17 protein-coding genes are annotated in these 16,035 nt (G+C 62.9%); 11 read left to right on the top strand and 6 right to left on the bottom strand.

Annotated elements, in window-relative coordinates; translation table 11 throughout:
* Positions 1-5 precede the first annotated feature (5 nt).
* Positions 6-794: a bifunctional demethylmenaquinone methyltransferase/2-methoxy-6-polyprenyl-1,4-benzoquinol methylase UbiE gene (gene ubiE, locus HAD_RS02335; protein WP_035571485.1), complete on the top strand. Its 789-nt coding sequence runs from the start codon at positions 6-8 to the stop codon at positions 792-794.
* Positions 795-805: 11 nt separating this feature from the next.
* Here ubiE and HAD_RS18510 read toward each other — a convergent pair whose 3' ends face one another.
* Positions 806-982, bottom strand: coding sequence for a hypothetical protein (locus HAD_RS18510; RefSeq protein WP_156942133.1), 177 nt, complete (start codon positions 980-982; stop codon positions 806-808).
* An 80-nt stretch (positions 983-1,062) separates the two neighbouring features.
* On the opposite strand from HAD_RS18510, the gene ubiB reads away from it, so the two are divergent.
* From ubiB to HAD_RS17725, 7 genes are all read left to right on the top strand, one after another.
* Positions 1,063-2,583 (top strand): 2-polyprenylphenol 6-hydroxylase, encoded by a 1,521-nt coding sequence (gene ubiB / locus HAD_RS02330; protein ID WP_051595863.1) that lies wholly within the window; start codon positions 1,063-1,065, stop codon positions 2,581-2,583.
* Positions 2,584-2,744: 161 nt separating this feature from the next.
* Positions 2,745-3,212, top strand: a complete 468-nt coding sequence (locus tag HAD_RS02325; protein WP_035569200.1) for a hypothetical protein — start codon at positions 2,745-2,747, stop codon at positions 3,210-3,212.
* An 85-nt stretch (positions 3,213-3,297) separates the two neighbouring features.
* Positions 3,298-4,548 carry a bifunctional phosphopantothenoylcysteine decarboxylase/phosphopantothenate--cysteine ligase CoaBC gene (gene coaBC, locus HAD_RS02320; RefSeq protein WP_035569198.1) on the top strand — a complete coding sequence of 417 codons (1,251 nt, stop codon included), beginning with the start codon at positions 3,298-3,300 and terminating at the stop codon, positions 4,546-4,548.
* A gap of 51 nt (positions 4,549-4,599) precedes the next feature.
* Positions 4,600-5,055, top strand: coding sequence for a dUTP diphosphatase (gene dut, locus HAD_RS02315; RefSeq protein WP_035569197.1), 456 nt, complete (start codon positions 4,600-4,602; stop codon positions 5,053-5,055).
* A 105-nt stretch (positions 5,056-5,160) separates the two neighbouring features.
* Entirely contained in the window at positions 5,161-5,391 is a 231-nt protein-coding gene (locus HAD_RS02310; RefSeq protein WP_035569196.1) for a hypothetical protein, read from the top strand.
* A gap of 57 nt (positions 5,392-5,448) precedes the next feature.
* The gene (locus HAD_RS02305) at positions 5,449-5,643 is read left to right on the top strand and encodes a hypothetical protein (RefSeq protein WP_035569195.1); all 195 of its coding nucleotides are present in this window, start codon (positions 5,449-5,451) and stop codon (positions 5,641-5,643) included.
* Between the two features lie 102 nt (positions 5,644-5,745).
* Complete coding sequence (locus HAD_RS17725) at positions 5,746-6,429, top strand: RDD family protein (protein WP_051595862.1); 684 nt, start codon at positions 5,746-5,748, stop codon at positions 6,427-6,429.
* A 19-nt stretch (positions 6,430-6,448) separates the two neighbouring features.
* On the opposite strand, the gene HAD_RS02295 is transcribed toward HAD_RS17725, so the two are convergent.
* From HAD_RS02295 to HAD_RS02280, 4 genes are all read right to left on the bottom strand, one after another.
* Positions 6,449-7,798, bottom strand: a complete 1,350-nt coding sequence (locus HAD_RS02295; protein WP_035569194.1) for an ATP-dependent DNA helicase — start codon at positions 7,796-7,798, stop codon at positions 6,449-6,451.
* A gap of 48 nt (positions 7,799-7,846) precedes the next feature.
* Positions 7,847-8,620: a PhyR family response regulator anti-anti-sigma factor gene (locus HAD_RS02290; RefSeq protein ID WP_035571482.1), complete on the bottom strand. Its 774-nt coding sequence runs from the start codon at positions 8,618-8,620 to the stop codon at positions 7,847-7,849.
* A 220-nt stretch (positions 8,621-8,840) separates the two neighbouring features.
* Entirely contained in the window at positions 8,841-9,245 is a 405-nt protein-coding gene (locus HAD_RS02285; RefSeq protein WP_035569193.1) for a Fur family transcriptional regulator, read from the bottom strand.
* Between the two features lie 111 nt (positions 9,246-9,356).
* On the bottom strand, positions 9,357-9,890 hold the full coding sequence (locus tag HAD_RS02280; protein ID WP_035569192.1) for a GcrA family cell cycle regulator: 534 nt from the start codon (positions 9,888-9,890) through the stop codon (positions 9,357-9,359).
* A gap of 293 nt (positions 9,891-10,183) precedes the next feature.
* On the opposite strand from HAD_RS02280, the gene HAD_RS02275 reads away from it, so the two are divergent.
* Both HAD_RS02275 and HAD_RS02270 read left to right on the top strand, forming a co-directional pair.
* Positions 10,184-11,047: an ABC transporter permease gene (locus HAD_RS02275; protein WP_035569191.1), complete on the top strand. Its 864-nt coding sequence runs from the start codon at positions 10,184-10,186 to the stop codon at positions 11,045-11,047.
* 85 nt (positions 11,048-11,132) lie between these two features.
* Positions 11,133-11,729: a hypothetical protein gene (locus HAD_RS02270; protein ID WP_035569190.1), complete on the top strand. Its 597-nt coding sequence runs from the start codon at positions 11,133-11,135 to the stop codon at positions 11,727-11,729.
* Positions 11,730-11,813: 84 nt separating this feature from the next.
* Here the strand turns inward: HAD_RS02270 and HAD_RS02265 are convergent, their stop codons facing one another.
* Positions 11,814-14,084, bottom strand: a complete 2,271-nt coding sequence (locus HAD_RS02265; protein ID WP_035569189.1) for a caspase family protein — start codon at positions 14,082-14,084, stop codon at positions 11,814-11,816.
* A gap of 228 nt (positions 14,085-14,312) precedes the next feature.
* Here HAD_RS02265 and HAD_RS02260 point away from each other — a divergent pair, with 228 nt between their 5' ends.
* Positions 14,313-15,653, top strand: coding sequence for a Na+/H+ antiporter NhaC family protein (locus HAD_RS02260; protein ID WP_241765352.1), 1,341 nt, complete (start codon positions 14,313-14,315; stop codon positions 15,651-15,653).
* Positions 15,654-16,035 lie beyond the last annotated feature (382 nt).

Raw genomic sequence — 16,035 nt, 5'->3', positions numbered from 1 at the left:
CGCGCATGTCTGCAGAGCCTGAAACAGAGCGCAAGGTATCCTTCGGTTTCGAAGAGGTGACCGAGAGCGAGAAGGTGGCGCGCGTGAAGGGCGTCTTCCGCTCGGTCGCGTCGCGCTATGATTTGATGAACGATCTCATGTCCGCTGGCGTGCATCGCCTGTGGAAACATGATGCGATGAACCGCGTGAACCCGCAGCCGGGTGAACGCCATCTCGATGTCGCCGGCGGAACGGGGGAACTGGCGCGGGCCTTCCTGGAACTGGCCGACAAGGCCGGCAAGCGGCGCGGCATCGACAAGCCGGCGACGGCCATTGTGTCCGACATCAATGATGCGATGCTGGAAGCGGGCAAGGCACGCGCAGACAATGCGAAATGGGAAGGCCGGCTGGACTGGGTCTGCGCGGATGGCCAGAACCTGCCCTGGGCCGACAACAGTTTCGACGTCGTCACCGTGTCTTTCGGCATCCGCAATTTTGCTGACCGTGTGGCAGGCCTGAAAGAGTTTCGCCGCGTGCTGAAGCCGGGCGGCCGGCTTGCTGTGCTGGAGTTCAGCCACATGACAGCGCCCGCCCTTCAGGCGGCCTACGACACCTACAGTTTCAATGTCATCCCGCAGCTGGGCAGCCTCGTCGCGGGCGACAAGGAAAGCTACCAGTATCTCGTGGAATCAATCCGCAAGTTTCCAGATCAGGAAACCTTCCGTGCCGAGATCGAAGAAGCGGGATTCTCCAACGTCTCCGTCACGAATTTTTCCGGCGGGATTGCAGCCCTGCACTTCGGCTGGGCCGTCTGATGACGTCCCGCTCAGTTTTCGTCGATGCGGATGCCGTTTTCGCTCACCGAAATTTCGACATCGGCGCCGGTGTCCGCGCCGGGTTCTCCAACGAAGTGGTAAAGACCAAAGCCGATCGGGCCGGCGATCAACGCGCCTGCAATGAAATAAAGCCACTTGTTGCCATGCGAACCAGTGGTCCTGGACATGCGAACCTCCTTTCAGATTGTTTCGTGATTTATCAACGCACTGCGGGTATGTCCGGTTCCAGTGAATTGAGGAGTGCAGCTTGGGGCTGATCGGAGACTACAGGCGCTTGATGCGGGCCGGTATCGCGCTCGCACGGCATGACGTCATCCTGCCGGCGGACTATCAGTCCCGCCTGCCGCTGGCTGCGCGGATTGCGGGCGGCACGCTGCGCCTGTTCACCGGCGGGGCCCGCGGCCGACCGGGTCAGCGCCTGGCGCGCGCGCTGGAAGGATTGGGGCCAGCTTACATCAAGCTGGGCCAATTCCTCGCCACGCGGCCGGACGTGTTTGGCACGGAGGTCACCTCCGATCTGGATCATCTCAAGGACAAGCTGCCGCCATTCTCCATGAAGGCGGCCCGGGCCGCCCTCACCGCCGAGTTCGGCGCGGCGGAAGTGGACCGTCTGTTTGCCGATCTCTCCGAACCTGTGGCCGCCGCCTCGCTGGCGCAGGTGCACCGGATGGACCTGCCGGACGGGCCGCGTGCCGTGAAGATCCTGCGTCCGAAAATCGAGGAACAGCTGTCGAAAGAGCTGTCCGCCATGAAGCGGGCTGCGCGGACGATCGAAGGCATGTCGGTGGAAAGCCGCCGCCTGAAGCCGGTTGCCTTCACCGAGACCATCGCGACGGCCATGATGCGCGAGACCGATCTGCGCCTCGAAGCGGGCGGCGCGGACGAGATGCGTGCGCTCAGCGAAAAGAACGGCTATTTCCAGGTCCCGAAGGTGGACTGGGACCGGACCGGCCGCCGTGTACTGACAATCGATTGGGTCGACGGCAAACCGCTGACCGACCCCACGGCGCTGGACCAGCCGGGCATTGACCGCAAGGCCCTCGCCAATGACATCACCCGCGGCTTCCTGACCAATGCCATCGAACATGGCGTCTTCCATGCCGACATGCACGAAGGCAATCTCATCCTGACGCCGGAAGGAAAGATCGGTCTTGTCGATTTCGGCATTATCGGCCGGATCGGCATGACCGAGCGGCGTTTCCTGGCCGAGATCCTGTGGGGCTTCCTGAAGCGCGATTATGTCCGCGTTGCCGAAGTGCATTTCGAGGCAGGTTATGTGCCTGCGTCGCAATCGGTCGGAGAGTTTGCGCAGGCGCTGCGTACGATTGGCGAGCCGATCCATGGCAAGCCGGCCGAGGAAGTCTCGATGGGTCGGGTGTTGTTGCAGCTGTTCGATTACACCCACACATTCGGCATGGCGCTGCGCCCGGAACTTGTTCTGCTGCAGAAGACGATGGTGCAGGTAGAGGGCGTCGCGCGCGCCATCGACCCGGCGCACAATATCTGGAACGCGTCTGAACCTGTCGTGGAAAGCTGGATCCGGCGCAGTTTCGGCCCACAGGGCGCCGCGAAGCTGGTCTCGGACAACATCCGTGAGGTGACGAACCGGCTGAAACGCCTGCCGGAGGTCATGGACCGGTTTGAAGCCTTCATGGAGCATGAGCTGGAGGAGGCGCCGCCGCCGCCGAAAAAGCCGTTCGCGCCCTGGTGGGGCTGGTTCGGACTTGCCGTTGCGCTGGCCGGTCTGGCCGTCTGGGCCTTCAAATAGACTGGCCATTCCGGGCGGCTTTCAGGCCGGTGCTGCCAGCAAGCGAATTTCTCGCGAATATGACGACCCGGCGCGGGTGAACTCTCCTTAATGGAGTAAAGTGTTAACGCGCCTTAAGCATCGCCCTAGAGTGGCAGCAGCTCCCGAGGAAAGGACCTGCCATGAAAGGCTTTATTGCCTCAGCCCTGCTTGGCGTCTTGCTGGCGTCGCCCGTGGCGGCGCAGATTGCCGGGTCCGGCAAGCGTACGCCGGAAGCGGAAGCGCAGCTGGCGAAGATCCGCAAAACACCGCCCAAGCCCGTCGCCTCGCCTCGTGCCGAGCCGACGCTGCGCGGCGCGCCGCAAGGCGGAAACCGTGGCAGTTCCATGGTGGTGGTCGATGTCCGCGCGGTGACTGGACTGGCTCGAACGTCCGGCGTACGGGTCTTCCGTGGCAGCCGTGTCTCCATGGTCCGGCCGGGTGTACGCAAATTGGAAACAGCGAAAACATCCGGCGGCCGGCGCAGCCAGATGAAGCTGATCCGCATCGGGGCGAGCCCGCGTGCGACCTACACTGCCTACGGCATCGACCTGGCCGAGCGGCACGAGGAAACGCCGGTACGCCCGCCGACGATTCGGATAAATCCTTAACGCGCACTGTGTTTTCACGCGAATTTCATGGCGGTCACGCAAGGATTTTGGGTTAAGAAAGACCCGGAAAGACAACCCGGGACCCATGAGCGATAAACGTATCCTGCTGATCATTGGCGGCGGCATCGCCGCCTATAAGAGCCTTGAGCTGATCCGCGAGCTTGGGCGGCGCGGCATTGCCTGCCGTTGCATCCTGACTTCAGGCGGCTCGCAATTTGTGACGCCGCTGTCTGTCTCGGCCCTGTCGGGCGAGAAGGTGTTCACCGAACTCTTCGATCTCGATGACGAAGCCGAGATGGGGCACATCCAGCTGTCGCGCTCTGCCGACCTGGTCGTCGTCTGCCCGGCAACCGCGGACCTGATGGCCAAGGCCGTGCATGGCCATGCGAACGACCTTGCCTCCACCACGCTTCTGGCCACCGACACACCGGTCCTGATGGTGCCCGCCATGAATGTGCGCATGTGGCAGCACGCGGCGACGGAACGGAACGTGGCCCAGCTGCGTTCCGACGGCGTCACCGTCATGGAGCCGGACGAAGGCGCGATGGCGTGCGGCGAGTTCGGCCCCGGCCGCCTGCCGCAGGTGCCGGCCATTGTCGCCGAGATCGAACGCCAGCTGGACGGGCAGGGCCAGTCTTCAGGGAAGGGAAAGGGCGCCCTTGAAGGCACGCACTGCATCGTGACCGCCGGCCCGACGCGGGAGCCGCTGGACCCGGTGCGCTTCCTTTCGAACCATTCTTCCGGCCGTCAGGGCTATGCCATCGCCGGGGCGCTCGCTGCTGAAGGCGCGCGGGTGACGCTGGTCTCCGGGCCGGTTGCGCTGGAGGCGCCGCGCGGCGTGGACCTCGTAAAGGTCGAGACCGCCCGCCAGATGCTGAAAGCCGTCGAAGACGCCTTGCCGGCTGACGTATTCGTCTCCGTTGCCGCCGTGGCCGACTGGCGCCCGGCGCGCGCCGCGACGAAGAAGCTGAAGATCAAGGGGGCCGGCAGCGCGACGCCGTCCATGGAACTTGCCGAGAACCCGGACATCCTCCGCACCGTTTCGAACAAGCGCAAGAACCGGCCGGGACTCGTCATCGGTTTTGCCGCCGAGACCAATGATGTCGAAGAGCACGCGACCGCCAAGCTGAAGCGCAAGGGCTGCGACTGGATCGTCGCCAATGACGTCTCCGGCGATGTCATGGGTGGCACCGAAAACGAGATCGCGCTCGTCACCCAGGGAGGCATCGACCGCTGGCCCCGCATGGGCAAGACCGACGTCGCCCGCCGCCTCGCGCAGAAGATCGCCGAAGCGTTGGGCGGCTCGGATGACGATGTGAAACTCGCGGCAGAATAGGCCGCCTCTGCCTGCTTGACTTGGCCCTCCGACTCCCGCACCGGTGCGGGCATGAACGAGGTTAATGTTGCGGTTCTGCCGCTCCCGCATTTCGAAGGGCTTCAGCTGCCTGCCTATGAAACCGACGGGTCCGCCGGGATGGATGTGCGCGCGGCTGTGCCTGAGGGTGAGCCGATGGTGCTGGCCCCCGGCGCGCGGGCGATGGTGCCGACCGGCCTCAGCGTCGCGATCCCGCAGGGCTACGAGATTCAGGTGCGTCCACGCTCGGGTCTCGCCGCCAAACATGGCCTGACCTGCCTCAACACCCCAGGTACGATCGACAGCGATTACCGTGGTGAGATCAAGGTGATCCTCGTCAATCTCGGCCAGGAGGCCTTCACCATCCAGCGCGGCGAGCGCATTGCCCAGCTGGTGCTGGCGCCGGTCACACGTCTTGCCTGGCAGGCCGTCGACAGCCTCGACGAGACCGCGCGCGGGGCAGGGGGCTTCGGCTCCACCGGGCGCTAGTTCCCGGCCGATCCTTCCCGTTTTCCCGATTTCATGCGATTTTCCTTGAACAGGTGTTCAGGGATCACCATATATCGTTTGTCGATATGAAGGAGGACGGGGTTTATGGATCCGTTTCAGATGGTTGTCGTCATCGTGGCGATTGTTTTCGGTACGAAGGCCTGGCGCGACCACATGCGTTTCAAGCAAATGCGGGCCAATGACCGGGCTTCCGATGCTGAGTTCGATCGTATGACTCAGGAAGTCGCCCGCCTGAAGGAGCGCGTCCGCGTCCTCGAAAAAATCGTCACCGACAGTGACAAGCATCTCAGCGAGGAGATTTCCCGGCTCGCCTGAGCCCATCCTGGCATGAGCCAGACCCGCCGCCCCGCCCATTGAACAGGAGATAAGACAATGCCCTTGCTATACCCCTTTGTGATCTTTCTTCTGTTGCTGATCCTCGCCACGCTGATCCGCAGGCCGGAGCGCCCGAAAGCGTCCAGCCGGAAGGAGGAGGAGCTCTCCCGATTGCGTGACCGGGTCGAGGTTCTGGAACGCGCTGTCCTCGATCCGGACCGCGACCTGCGCCGGAAGTTCGACGGGCTCTGAGATGATCGCGGTTCTTAACGGGACTGGAACAAATTGAACGCCCCTTTTCGAAAAATCTCCAGAGGATTGTGATTCAATCAACTCAGGAGTGAAGGGGATCTCATGACCACGCAGAAACCGGTTTTCGGAAAGAAGACTTCAGGCGCTGCCAGCCGGCGCACGACGCGGCCCGCGCAATCGCAGGCTTTGTCCGCAAAGGCCGAAGCCTTTCTTCAGCGCGAACGCGAGACGACGGGCGAACGCGCGCCGTCCGGGGGCGGTCTTCCGCTTCCCTCCACAGGCAGCAGCACGGCCGGCGGCAAGCCCGTCTGGGGCCGCCGCGTGATCGCCCGTATCGTGGATGAACTGCTCGTCTGGGGACTGCTCTTCCTGATGTTTCATGACGACATCGGGCGGCAGCTGTCTGTTTATATCGAGGCCCCGATGGACAGCGCGCAAGAGAATGCAGCCGGTGTCGCCCTGTTCGGCTATGCGCTTCTCTGGGGATGTCTTGAAAGCGCCTACAACATCGCGATGGAGGCCTCGCGCCTGCAGGCGACCCTTGGCAAGATGCTGGTCGGCGCTGTCGTGACGGACCGGGACGGTGGAAAGCCGGGTCTTGGCGGCGTCATCATGCGAAACACGCTTGGGCGTTTCATCGCCAATATGGTGCCGTTCTGTGCCGGTTATGTCATGGGCCTGTTCCGGAAAGACCGTCGCTGCATTCATGACATGATGTCCGGCACCATGGTGCGCCAGCGCGCGCCAGCGGCTCTGTCTGCGGGCTATGGCGAAGTGTTTGCCTGAGCGGTTTTCAGGCCAATTATCAGATGAGAACCGTGTCGTCGCGGGCGAACTTCGCCAGAAGGTAGGCGTCGGTGTCCTCAATCGTCTCAAGTTTCCCGAAGGCGAACGCCTCCCGGTCGAACACAAGGTCGCGCGGGCGTAGCGGGCGGCTGATTTCAAGGCCCTCAAGCGTACGGGCGCGGGAAAAGGCGACATAGGTCTGTCCGTGCGCGAACATGCCATGGTCGAAATCGATATAGACCTTGTCGAGCGTCAGGCCCTGCGCCTTGTGAATGGTGACGGCATAGGCGAGCCTCAGCGGCACCTGTTTGAAGGTGCCGACGACTTCGCGCTTCACCTTCTTGGTTTCAGGGTCGAGTTCGTAGCGGTATTTTTCCCAGGCAGCCGGCTCGATTTCATAGGCGTGTCCGTCGATCTCGACGATCACGCTCTTGCTTGTGAAGCCGGCCACAACGGCCAGCGATCCGTTGACCCAGCGGCCTTCCGGATCGTTGCGGATCAGCATGACCCGCGCGCCTTCTTTCAGTTCCAGTTCGGCCTCGGTCGGAAAGGCTTTCTCGTCGAACTGCCCCTGGACGTCTGCAAAGAAGGGATGGGGTTTTCCGGGCAGACCTTCCAGCCGCGCCTGGTTGATGCGGAAAGCATTCGCATTATTGGGCGTCAGGACGACATGGGTTTCGGACGCATCGGCTGCCGACCGGTTCGAGACGACGCTTTGCAGGATCGCTTCATCTGCTGGCGTGACACGGCCGGTCCGGAGCGCGCCGAGCAGGGCCAGGAAGCGGGGGTCTTCCTGACGGAACACATGCTTCAATGCCAGCAGGGCAAACTCGGCTTCGCGGAACGCGGCGCAATTGAAGAAGTACTGCCCGCCATGGCGTTCCCGCAGGATCGGCGCTTCCTGGTTCGAGACGACGGGCGGCAGCTGGTGCAGGTCTCCGGACAGGATCATCCGCACGCCGCCAAACGGCCGCTTTGAGGCGCGGTTCAGCTTCAACGACTTGTCGATTGCATCCAGCATGTCGGACCGGACCATCGAGATCTCGTCGATGATCATCGTGTCGATTGCCTTGACCAGCCGGGTGGAGCGCAGGCGCTTGATATCGGTCGGTTCGATCAGGCGGGGCGGGAATTTGAAGAAGGAGTGGATCGTCTGGCCGCCCGCATTCATGGCAGCGACGCCCGTCGGCGCCAGCACGATGGCACTGTCGCCGGCCTGGGCGAGGAATTTGCGCAGCATCGTGGTCTTACCGGTGCCGGCCCGCCCGGTCAGGAACAGATTTCCCTGCGCGCCCGCGCCGCTCGCCACCCATCGGGCCGGCGCGGCGTAGATATTGTCTGGAGTGTTGTCAGCAGGGCCAGCCATCATGCGGGCTTAGCGGTCTTTGCCGGGGAAGGCGAGGCCCGCCGGGCGTCTCTAGTGCGGTTCTTCCAGATAGGCCGCCATGACGGCCTGTTCGACCATGGCGCGCACCTGGCGGGGCAGGAAAGGCTTCGGGATCAGGAAGGCGGGTTCGGAGGTTTCCCCGCTCAGCAGGCGCTTCGGGAAGGCCGTGATGAAAATCACCGGCACGGGCCGCGGCAGGCTGGCCTGGATTTCCCGAACCGCTTCAGCCCCGGACGAGCCGTCAGCCAAGGCAATGTCCGCCAGGATCAGGCCAAATTCGCCGGACGCCGCGAGTTCCACGGCCTGACGGTGCGTAGTGGCAATGCCCAGTATGGAATGCCCCGCTTCCAGTACGATACCGGCCAGCATTTCGGCAATCAGGATTTCATCCTCGATCACCAGCACCGTCGTGGACAGGGCCGATTGCAGGGATGTCTCCGCATTGGTCAGGGCTTCTTCGACGAAACTCGTCGACGTACTCAGGATTTCGGCCGTTTCGAAGATGCTGAAGCCTTCGACCGCGGTCAGCATGACGGCGCGGCGTTCATCCGTTGTCATGCTGCGCAGGATCTTGGCGACTTCCTGGTTGAGCTTGCCGTCCGACAACTCTTCCATGATCGTTTCGTCCAGCGCGCGGAACAGGTCCTTGCGTTGGGCAACGGTTTTTCCCTGGCCCAGCATGACCAGCATCTTTGTCTCGAGCATCGTCTCGACCGCTGCGTCGCCAGCGCTCCTCGTGCCAAGGAGTGCGCGGGCGTATCGGCGCAAATACGGCAGTTCGCCCGATATCAGATCAGCCAGCAAAGAAGGTTCCCCCGAACCATGTTTCAACCGAGAATCAGATACTACACGTAGAATTCCGCAAGTAAAACATACCTGAAACTATCATCATATTGTGCCTGTTGTTTGTGCAACAATTTTGAGGCTTTCGAACCTGACAAGCATAGCACGTTTGAGCGGACTGATCACTTGTTCATTCCTGAAGCGCAAAAGTGGAATTGCGGGTCGCTGAAAATCAGCAGGATCAGCGAATCCGGATGACGATATCATAGCCGGCAATGGTTCGACCGTCGGGCGCGACCGGCAGCGATCCGAGCGTCAATTGCCCATCCGGGATGTCGGTGAGTTCGCCGGTCCGCTCGTCCAGGAAGTGGTGATGCGGCCGCGTATATGTGTCGAACACGATATTGTCCTGGCCGGTGCCGCGGACCATGCGCAACGCGCCCGCGTCGGCGAGGCTGTGCAATGTGTTGTAAATCGTTGCCAGTGCGACCGGCTCGCCCTGCTGGCTCACTTCTTCTGCCAGCCATTCCGCTGTGACGTGCCGGTTCTGCCCGTCTGCGAACAGGATGCGCGCGATCGCCTGCCGCGGGCGTGTTGCGCGCAGGCCCAGTTCTTCCAGGAAAGAGGCGGCATTGAAGTCCAGCATAGAGGCAAACTAGTTCCGGGGCCGCAGTCTCGCAAGAAGGTGACACAGCATGAAAAAAGCCCCCGGAAATCATCCGGGGGCTTCTCCGTTCACCGTCGCGGCCGGGGCTGATCAGCCGGCGATGCGGCGGACGTAATCATACTCGCCCCGCTTGGAGTCCCGCTTGCGGGCGGGCTGGAAAGCGACTTTCGCGTGCTCGGCGCAATACGGGCCGCAGTCAGCCTTGCGGCCGCAGAAGGCAAATTTCGGATCGGCCGGGTCGCCGATCGGCCATTTGCACATGGAATCCCGAAGCGTGAGGATCGTTGCCGGTTCGCCGTCATCCATGGCCAGCGGCGGCAGCGGGGCCAGCGGCTCCTGGCGCTCGATCACGGTACGCGGGGCTTCCGCGGGCCGCTCCGGCACCTGCGGCGATGGCACCTTCACCGAACCGTCCGGCAACACGCGGGGCTTCGGACGGGCCAGGCGCGGCGGGCGCTTCACTGGCCGGGACGGTGTCGCGCGGCCCGACAGGCCCAGACGGTGAACCTTGCCGATGACGGCATTGCGGGTCACGCCGCCAAGTTGCTTTGCGATCTGAGAGGCCGAGTGGCCCTCAGCCCAGAGTTTCTTCAGCGCACTCACGCGTTCGTCAGTCCAGGACATGTATTCACCTTCCTGCTTGGTACAGACCTGACACCCAGGTCCGTCAGCCCCTATATGTTGAGATGGCAATTACGCGCCACCCCGCTCAGCACCTATATATCGTATCCATGGCGAAACGAAACACAACATGCGGGGCAGCCTTTCCACAGGCTTTCTACATATTGTGGTTAAAAACACGCCGCCTGTGGAATTCTTTCCGCCGATGCTTTTCCGCCGGCCTGAAAGGCTGAGTTCAGAAAAACTCCGTATATCGGCCCTCGCACCGGAACCGAAATGCGCCTACATACGTCGCCATGACTTCGACCGATTCCTCCGCCGCACCGGCGCCCGCACCGGCCCTTTCCGTTTCCGCCAGCCGCAATGTCCGCCAGTACGGGGCAGTCAACGGGCTGGGCCTGTGGACGCTTTTCAAACGGGAAGTGGGCAGATTTATGAAGGTGTGGATGCAAACCATCCTGGCACCTGTGGTCACCACGCTCCTGTTCATGACCGTATTCAAGCTGGCGTTCGGGGACCGGGGCAACCTCACCGGTGACTTTGAGGGTCTGAATTACAACGATTTTCTGGCGCCGGGCCTGATCGTGATGGCGATCCTGCAGAACGCCTTCCAGAATACGAGTTCCAGCCTGGTGCAGGCAAAGTTCAATTCCACTTATGTCGATTTCCTGATGCCGCCGCTGTCACCGCTTGAGCTGACCGCCGGCTTTCTGGGTGGATCGATCGTGCGGGGCCTGCTGGTGGCAATCATTTCCGGCATCGGTATCCAGCTCAGCGGACTGGCGAGCCTGTCCGTGGCGCATGTCTGGGCAATCCTCTGGTTCAGCATGACATCCGCCATCGTTCTGGGCGGTCTGGGCGCCATTGGAGGCATCTGGGCCGACAAGTTCGACCATCTTTCCGCCGTGACCAATTTCGTGATCGTTCCGCTGTCATTCCTGTCGGGCACCTTCTACGACATCAAGGTGATGACACCGCCGTTCCAGTTCCTGGCCCATATGGACCCGTTCTTCTACATGATCGACGGGTTCCGTTATGGGTTTCTGGGGGTTGCCAACTCCTCTGTCTGGCTTGGCGTAACCTATACCGGAATCCTGTCGGCGATCTCCGTTCTGGGGGTCTGGTGGCTGTTCCGTTCGGGTTACAAACTCAAGGCCTGAGACTCGCCTTATCCGCGAGTGAGGTTGACCCAGTCGCTGTCAAAAGCCCAAAGTCCGCCCGGGCTTGACAGTACGGAGGCCTCGAATGGCTAAAACAGGACTTTTCGCCGCCGTGGCGCTCGCAGCTGGTGTGGCTGCCTGCCAGGGTATTCCGAAGGAACAGACGGTTGCGCAATACTGCGCCACACCGGACCATCAGGACGAAGGCGTCTGCAAGCTGAAGGTCGAAATCGACGGGCAATCCGTGGCTTTGGCTGATACCGACATGCGCCTGTCCGCGGCGCGCAATGTCGCCGACGGGGCCGCAACGGCTGCTGCCGAGGCGAAGGAACTCGCCGCCGCCGCAATGGCGCGGGCCGAAGAAGCGGCCAACAAGACTGACGATGTCGTCTGCGAAACCCGCACAATCCAGAATTCCGCCATCGGCACCTGCCGTCCGGGCTTCACGCTGACCAGCTGTACCCAGACGCGCTACACCTATCGCGCCGGTGGCATGTCGATCATGCGCGAAATCAACGACCAGCAATGCCGCTTCAACAGCAAGGTGCTGGAGATGCAGGTCCGCTGCTGCGCGGCAGCCAGCTCCGGCGTGACGCCGGAAGACACGCTGATCAAGGGCACGCCCGATCCGGTGCCCGCACCGGAAGAGCCGGCGAAGGAAGAGTCGCCGCTGCGTTACTGATCGCTGCGCCCAGGGGGCTGGGACTGACAGCGGAAACCGCCTGCGCCGTAGGGGGAGCAGGCGGTTTCTTTATGCCGGTCACTCTTATTCAGGCTGGAAGTAGAAGTCCCCGCCGGTCGTCAGGTCGATATAGTTGGGGTGCTGCTGTTCATTGGTGCGGCGGGCGACGGCGTCCTGCACGCGCTTGAACAAGACGTTCGCTGGCAAGCCGGCCGCGGGAATGCGCCGGGCCAGTTCCTCTGAATAGGCCCCGTCATCGGCAGCTGTCTTGCCGGGCTCGGTCGCATAGGCCTGGAACACACCCGTCGACCAGGTGACCGGCCGGTAGCTGCGCAGCATGCCGCGGCTCTCATCGTCCATCACGGTGCGGCAGGCATCGAATACGATGAAGCTGGTCGACGCCACAGTCGTCGAGACGATGTTGAAAATCTGTTCGAAGCTGACGGCCCCGTCCTCGATTTCCGCTGTGCTGGCCCCCGGCAGGTCGACGGGCAGGACATAGTTCGTCCCGTCAACATTCACGCCGTGTCCGGAGTAATAGAAGAAGGTGGCCGGATGGGCCCCGGCCTGTTTGCGGGCGAGGGATTTGCGGCCCACTTCGCGCAGGGCGCTCAGCGTCTGGCTGCGGCTGGTGTCCCGGCAACGCTGGATGCTGAAGCCGGTCTCGATCAGCGCTTGGGTGATCCGGTCGCCATCTTCATGGGTGACCGCCAGACGGCTGATCGGCGGAGAGTAGGCGAGGTTCGACAGGACCATGGCGAAACGGTCCGGATTGCTTCCGGTCGTAAAGGTGCACCCGGCGCCGGCCGGGGGCGTGGAGACTTCCGCGCTTCCACTCGCGCTTCCATTGGCGGCCGGTGCGACCAGCGTGCTGGCCATGGTGGACGCACCGCGCGGGGCGGCGGGCGTATCGTCTGCCAGCAGGTCGTCGATGGTCGTGATATCGACATCCTGCCAGGTCGTTTTCACGGAGCGTTCAAACCGTTCTCCGTCCACTTCCAGGCTCTGGGAAAGATTGTACTGCAAGGCGCCATACCCGTCTTCCTTGGGCACGACCCGCCATTTCCAGACAGTCGGTGCGTCCGGCAGGACGGCCTGCTCCCTCGGCGTCATGGCGCGGATATCGAACTCATCATCGCCTTCCAGCGTGGCCGACATGATCTTCGAGGCTTTCACCGTATCGAACTCGATGGCGAACGGCGTTTCCGTGCTGCCGGGCGCGAGGCCGGTGCCCAGCGTGCTGGTCAGCATCGTGTCGGCGGCTTCCACGGAAATATTCTGGGTCAGCGGCTGGATGGCGATTTCCAGGAAATAGGCCTGGTCGACCACCATTTCATTTGGCGCCTGATGGGCCACGCGACCGGAATTGAAATTCCCGGCGCCCGCTTCGACCAGTTTGCTGAGCGGTTCTTCCCAGATGCTGCAGTCTCCGAAATAGAGATAGTTATCCTCCGTCGCCACCTCGTTCATGTTCCAGACGCACAGGCGGGCCTTCGGCATGCCGACTTCAAGGCGGTCCCGGCCACCGGCAACCTGCACGGCGATCCGCTGGAGCGTGGCGGTGAGGTCATCGCCCACCGGAATGCTGGCGGTTTTCAGCTCGCTGTTCACGCCGATTTCGTCGAACATTTCGCAGATCAGGCTGATCGTGTCCGGATCTTCCAGTTCGGCCTGGCAATGGGAATAGTTGCTGGGCCCGGCGGCGGCGGCCGGAGCCATATCCATTGCCGAATAGACCAGATCTTCAAGCTCCTGCACGGACATGTCGTCTGACACGTCCACGCCGGCGCTGCGCAGAAAGTCGGCGAGGACTTCCCGATCGCTCGGGCCGGGTGCCTCGGCATACTCTTCTTCGGCCTCCGGAAAGCGCTGTTTGTCATACTCTTCGAAGGCGCCGGACCTGTCCCCGGATGCGCTGCTCCCGACCGAGGCCGTGGGGGCCGGCGGCGCGACAGGGGCCATGCCGAAATAGCGAAACACGTCGTCTGTTTCGTCCGTCGGCACGCCGTGTGCGATCAGAAAAGCCCGCATCACCTCGCGATTGGCGGGCTCGTACGGATCGACGCCTGTCGATTGCATGACGCCGAAGAGCTCCCCGGGCGGGAAGCCTGCCACTGTTTCCGTCACCGCAGGTGGCGGAGGCGGAGGCGGAGGCGGCGGAGGAGGAGGAGGTGGAGGCGGGGGTGGTGGAGGCGGCGGAGGCGCGTCCGGCGGAAACATCCAGTGCCAGGCCGTTTGCAGCCAGTTTCCTCCGGTCCCATCTTCCTGGCCGGGCGTGGAATCGGGTGTGCTGGCACAGGCAACGGTCAGCGCCAGAATGCTGCCGGCCAGCAAGGACTTGTAACGGCGGTCCATGCGTGTGCTCTCCCTCCACAAAACTGGAGAAAGTTAAGCACAGCCCGGTTCGTGCCGCCAGCAGAACCGGGATTGCATCCGATTGCCCGTTAAGGATGCGAGCGAAGCGTGTGCGGGCTTCTTCCACCCGGGCCTCTTGCCAGCAGTCACAGGTCTGGGTGAGGGTGCCTTGTGGAAGGCTGAATCGGAAAGGGGCGCGCCCTGGAAATCCTGACCCTGTTGCCGCCAGTGCTCGCGATCTTTGTCGCGACGCTGACCCGGAATGTCTATGTCGCGCTGGGCCTTGGCCTAGTGGCCTCCGAAACCCTGATCGCGGGCGGCAATCCTGTGATCGGCTCGCTGATGTCGGCCGAGCGGTCGGTGCAGGTGCTGACCGATGCGGGCAATGCGCGGGTGCTGGTTTTCTGCCTGCTGATCGGCGCGCTCATCGTCTTCATGCGGGAATCCGGCGGCGTCGACGCCACGGTCGGCCTGCTGGACCGCAAGGGCCTGACCTCCACGCCGCGCCGCGCAGGCCTCGCGCCCGCCATCGCCGGCACGCTGGTCTTTGTCGAAACCAATGTCAGCCTGCTCAGCTCCGGCGTGCTGGGGCGGCGCCTGTTCGATACGCACGGGCTGTCCCGCGAGCGGCTGGCCTATGTGATCGACTCCACTTCGGCCCCGGTCTCCGCCCTGATCCTGCTGAACGGCTGGGGCGCCTATGTGCTGACGTTGGTGCAGCCCTATTATGGAGAGCAAAGCCTTAGCGTCGTGGCGGGCACGGTGATGTGGAACGTGTATGCCATTCTGACGGTCCTGGGCGTCTTTGCGACCGTGCTCTTCAACCGGACCTTCGGCCCCATGCGCACAGCAGATCTGGAGGCACGGCCGGGCGCGGCGGAGCTGGAGACCGTGGACCACACGCCGGCGAACCGGGCCATTCACATGTGGCTGCCTTTGCTGGTGATGGTCGCCGGGTCCATCGGGTTCATGGCCTGGACGGGGAAAGGCAACATGCTGGCCGGGAATGGCAGCCTGTCGATCCTGTGGGGTGTGTGCGTGGCCATCGCGCTGGCGGCTGTGATGCTGCGCTTGAGCAAGGTTTTCACCAGCACGGAAATCCAGGAACGCTTCTTCCGCGGGATCGGCGAGATGGTGCCGCCGGTGACCGTTCTGCTGCTGGCCATCGCCTTCGGGGCGAGCCTCAAGGCACTCGGCACAGGCACCTACATGGCTGGAATCGTTTCGGATTATCTGCCGGCGGCGATGGTGCCGATGGCGGTTTTCCTGGTCGCCGGGGTGACCGCGTTCATGACCGGGACGAGCTGGGGCACGTTCGGGATCATGGTGCCGATCGCGATGCCCGTGGCGCAGGCCGTGGGCTTTCCGCCGGAGCTGATGCTGGCAGCCGTCATCGGGGGCGGGGTGTTCGGGGACCATTGCTCGCCCATCTCCGATACGACCGTCATCGCAAGTCTTGCAGCAGGATGCGACCATGTCCGCCATGTCGCGACGCAGCTGCCTTACGCCGTCGCGGCGGGCAGTGTGGCCTCGGTGATCTACCTGTTCGCAGGCCTCGCACTGAGCTGATCCGTACACACAGCAAGCTCAAAACCAAAAAAGGCGCTCTCCCAGGGGAGAACGCCTTTCCTGGTGTTTCGAATCGGACTACCGAGACACTGTGCTAGCACTCGTTGTCGGTCTTCTGACACCGGAGTGTTTCGGGCTCGCTTGCACGGGCCTGTCTTCACCCCTTCCGGTCCCGGCCGGTCGCCTGCCCGTCTTGGGAACGGGCTGGCGCCCTTACCTTCTCAGGTGCCTTTTCAGGCGGCCGTTTCCGCGGTTCCGCAGCATCTCGGGCGATGCCTCCGCAACCTGTACGCCGCTGATTTCCTTTTGGTTTCCTTCCAGGTTGCCCTGTCGGGTTTCCATCTGTGCCTCAGCTTTGCCACCGTGTTTCGGATCGCGCTCC

The organism is Hyphomonas adhaerens MHS-3, assembly GCF_000685235.1.
In the GTDB taxonomy this organism is placed as follows: domain Bacteria; phylum Pseudomonadota; class Alphaproteobacteria; order Caulobacterales; family Hyphomonadaceae; genus Hyphomonas; species Hyphomonas adhaerens.
This window is presented reverse-complemented; position numbering and strand designations above follow the sequence as displayed.

Coding starts and splice junctions, on each gene's coding strand:
- ubiE (WP_035571485.1), top strand. CDS start 6: ATGTCTGCAGAGCCTGAAACAGAGCGCAAGGTATCCTTCGGTTTCGAA.
- HAD_RS18510 (WP_156942133.1), bottom strand. CDS start 982: ATGTCCAGGACCACTGGTTCGCATGGCAACAAGTGGCTTTATTTCATT.
- HAD_RS02325 (WP_035569200.1), top strand. CDS start 2,745: ATGAAAGGCTTTATTGCCTCAGCCCTGCTTGGCGTCTTGCTGGCGTCG.
- coaBC (WP_035569198.1), top strand. CDS start 3,298: ATGAGCGATAAACGTATCCTGCTGATCATTGGCGGCGGCATCGCCGCC.
- dut (WP_035569197.1), top strand. CDS start 4,600: ATGAACGAGGTTAATGTTGCGGTTCTGCCGCTCCCGCATTTCGAAGGG.
- HAD_RS02310 (WP_035569196.1), top strand. CDS start 5,161: ATGGATCCGTTTCAGATGGTTGTCGTCATCGTGGCGATTGTTTTCGGT.
- HAD_RS02305 (WP_035569195.1), top strand. CDS start 5,449: ATGCCCTTGCTATACCCCTTTGTGATCTTTCTTCTGTTGCTGATCCTC.
- HAD_RS17725 (WP_051595862.1), top strand. CDS start 5,746: ATGACCACGCAGAAACCGGTTTTCGGAAAGAAGACTTCAGGCGCTGCC.
- HAD_RS02295 (WP_035569194.1), bottom strand. CDS start 7,798: ATGATGGCTGGCCCTGCTGACAACACTCCAGACAATATCTACGCCGCG.
- HAD_RS02285 (WP_035569193.1), bottom strand. CDS start 9,245: ATGCTGGACTTCAATGCCGCCTCTTTCCTGGAAGAACTGGGCCTGCGC.
- HAD_RS02280 (WP_035569192.1), bottom strand. CDS start 9,890: ATGTCCTGGACTGACGAACGCGTGAGTGCGCTGAAGAAACTCTGGGCT.
- HAD_RS02275 (WP_035569191.1), top strand. CDS start 10,184: ATGACTTCGACCGATTCCTCCGCCGCACCGGCGCCCGCACCGGCCCTT.
- HAD_RS02270 (WP_035569190.1), top strand. CDS start 11,133: ATGGCTAAAACAGGACTTTTCGCCGCCGTGGCGCTCGCAGCTGGTGTG.
- HAD_RS02265 (WP_035569189.1), bottom strand. CDS start 14,084: ATGGACCGCCGTTACAAGTCCTTGCTGGCCGGCAGCATTCTGGCGCTG.